The organism is Streptomyces bobili (genome assembly GCF_002154575.1).
GTDB classification, from domain to species: domain Bacteria; phylum Actinomycetota; class Actinomycetes; order Streptomycetales; family Streptomycetaceae; genus Streptomyces; species Streptomyces bobili.
Genome location: NZ_MUBA01000365.1, coordinates 1 through 2,471, shown reverse-complemented (window position 1 = coordinate 2,471; position 2,471 = coordinate 1). Strand labels below are relative to the sequence as shown.

General features: G+C 67.9%; 3 protein-coding genes. All 3 read left to right on the top strand.

Annotated features, from left to right (window positions below; translation table 11 throughout):
- On the top strand, positions 1–958 hold a 958-nt coding region (locus BZL64_RS26675; RefSeq protein WP_208639529.1), incomplete at its 5' end, for a helicase associated domain-containing protein.
- A 209-nt stretch (positions 959–1,167) separates the two neighbouring features.
- The gene (locus BZL64_RS26670) at positions 1,168–1,668 is read left to right on the top strand and encodes a hypothetical protein (protein ID WP_086771729.1); all 501 of its coding nucleotides are present in this window, start codon (positions 1,168–1,170) and stop codon (positions 1,666–1,668) included.
- A gap of 158 nt (positions 1,669–1,826) precedes the next feature.
- A partial coding sequence (locus BZL64_RS26665) for a DEAD/DEAH box helicase family protein (RefSeq protein WP_158101566.1) occupies positions 1,827–2,471 on the top strand: 645 nt, incomplete at its 3' end.

Here is a 2,471-nt window from a genome sequence, read left to right as displayed (position 1 = left end):
CACCGACACCCCCCAGATCGCCCCGCCCCCGGAACGCGCCGACGAGATCATCCCCGTCCTCGACCTGAACGACGTCATGGCCCCCAACCGCGTATGGGAGGCCGCCTTCGAAGTCGCCACAGACTTCCACCTCCAAAACGGCCACCTCGACGTCCCCAGCCGCTACCTCCACGACGGCCGCTTCTACCTCGGCTGGTGGATCGGCGCACAACGCTCCATGCGCAACAACGGCCTGCTCCTGCCCGAACGCATCGCAGCACTGGACACCCTCGGCATGATCTGGGAGCACCCCCCACACAGCATCGAGCGCAAACTCCTCATCGCCCGCGACTACGTCACCCGCCACGGACACCTCGCACCCCGGTGGGCCGAACACCACCAAGGCCTGCACCTGGGCCGCTGGCTCGCCGACAGCCGAAAGGAAGCCAACACCCGCCGCCTGCCCCACTGCTACCAGCGGGCCCTGAACGAGATCTACCCCTGGTGGAACGCCAAAGGCAGAGCCGAATGGAAACGCACCTACGCCCGCGCCCACGCCGCCGCCCGCGACAACACCCTGATCTTCCCCAGCCCGCACCAACTCACCGGCGCCGCCCCTGTGCTGACCCAATGGCTGGCCGAACAGATCGACAACCTCGACAAGCTCGAGACCTACCTGCACAACCTCCTGGGCGACCTCCCCATCGAGCACCCCCTGGCCCTCCTGCTGCGCCGCCCGCGCGGCGCTTCCCAACGGGCCTTCGCCCGAGGATTGCAGGCCGCCTACGCCTACCGCCGCCGCCACCATCACCTGGACGTTCCCTACAACTACACCTGCGAAGACGCCGCCGCCTTCGCCCTGGGAAGGTGGCTCGCCGAGAAACGGCGAGCTCCGCAGACCCTCTCGCGAGAACAACTGGACGCCCTGGAAGCCCTCGACATGCGCTGGACCTCACGCCACCGGCACCGCACACCCTGAACCCGCCGTACCAACCGGCAGACCACGGGACCACGGGCGTCCCTCCGCTCCGGCCCCCGGCATGAACAGCTGTACCGGATCCTCCCGGCAGCGCCCGCCGCACCCGCCCAACAGACCCGGAACCCGAGCCCCGGCTGACATCACCAGACGTACCGCAGCCCAAAAGCACGAAAGAACCGAACGACCTCAACCAGGAGTACTCCGGCATCATGACGACACCGCCCCACTCACCCGGCCAGCTGCCTGTCTTCAACATCGGCCTCACCCACGTCACGCTCCCCACCTCACAGGTACAGGTCAACCGCCTGACCAACCGCAGCAACGAAATCACTCTGGGCACCGACGTGATCGTGATCGTGGTGAGCCCCGCCACCCACCTGGCCGAGACCGACGTCGATCGAAGCCGCTTTATCTGGCCGCCCTGGCGGGGAGAGACCATCGCTGAGGCCCACCAGCAGTGGAAGGCAGTCTTCGTCACCCAGGACCGCACCTTCAGGGGCCTCTACTACGAGGGCCCCACTCAGGAAGAGACGCAGACTTTCCGCGTCCCCAATACCGTTCTGTCCGACGCGATGTGGAAGATGCAACAGAACGAGCCCTGCGCGGTCCTGTGCACCGGCCTCACCGGGGACCCCTCCGCAGCCGAAATCACGACCGCCCTGGAAGAAGGGAGGCTCCAAGCAGTCCTGGTAGAAGCCCTGTTCGCCTAGCCTCCAGACCAGCCCCACAACATCCCCTAGCGTTGCACGACACGACCCCCGCCCGACCGGTCCGGCCCGTTAGCCCCCGCAACACCACTCAGCGAAGGACACCCGACACGATGGATCCCGCCGGCCACCGCTCCATCGCGCACTGAGGATCTTGTTTCATGCCCTCCGAGGAGCCCATCGCCGAGATCGCCGCCGTCACCGCCTCCCGCACCCGCCCCGCCCGGCTCCCCCTACGCCCGGACCAGCAGCGGGCCGTCGACAGTGCGGCACGTCACCTCGCGCGCGCACACACCCGCGGACACATGGTGTCGGCCTGCGGCACTGGAAAAACGCTCACCGCGCTGCGGACCGCCGAAGCCCTGGATGCCCGTCACCTGCTGATCGCCGTGCCGAGCCTGGACCTCATCTCGCAGTGGGCCCAGGCAGCCCGCAACGACGGACGCCGGGAACCGATGATGGCCGTCTCCTCCCTGGCTGCGGCCAAGCACCCGGTCCTGGCCGGAGCAGCCGTCCACAGCACCAACAACCCAGAGTTCCTGGCGACCTGGCTGGCCCGGCACGAGCACGCCACCGTCTTCGTCACCCTCGACTCCCTCCCGAGAATCGAACAGACCCAGCACACTCGCGCTCCCGCACCCACCTTCGACCTCCTGATCGTCGACGAGGCACACCGCACCGCAGGAAGCTGGGACAAGGACTGGACCGTCCTGCACGACCACAACCGCATCCGCGCCGACCGCCGGCTCTACCTGACCGCCACCCCCTACGAATGGGATCCACCCCGCCTGACCGAAGCACCCACC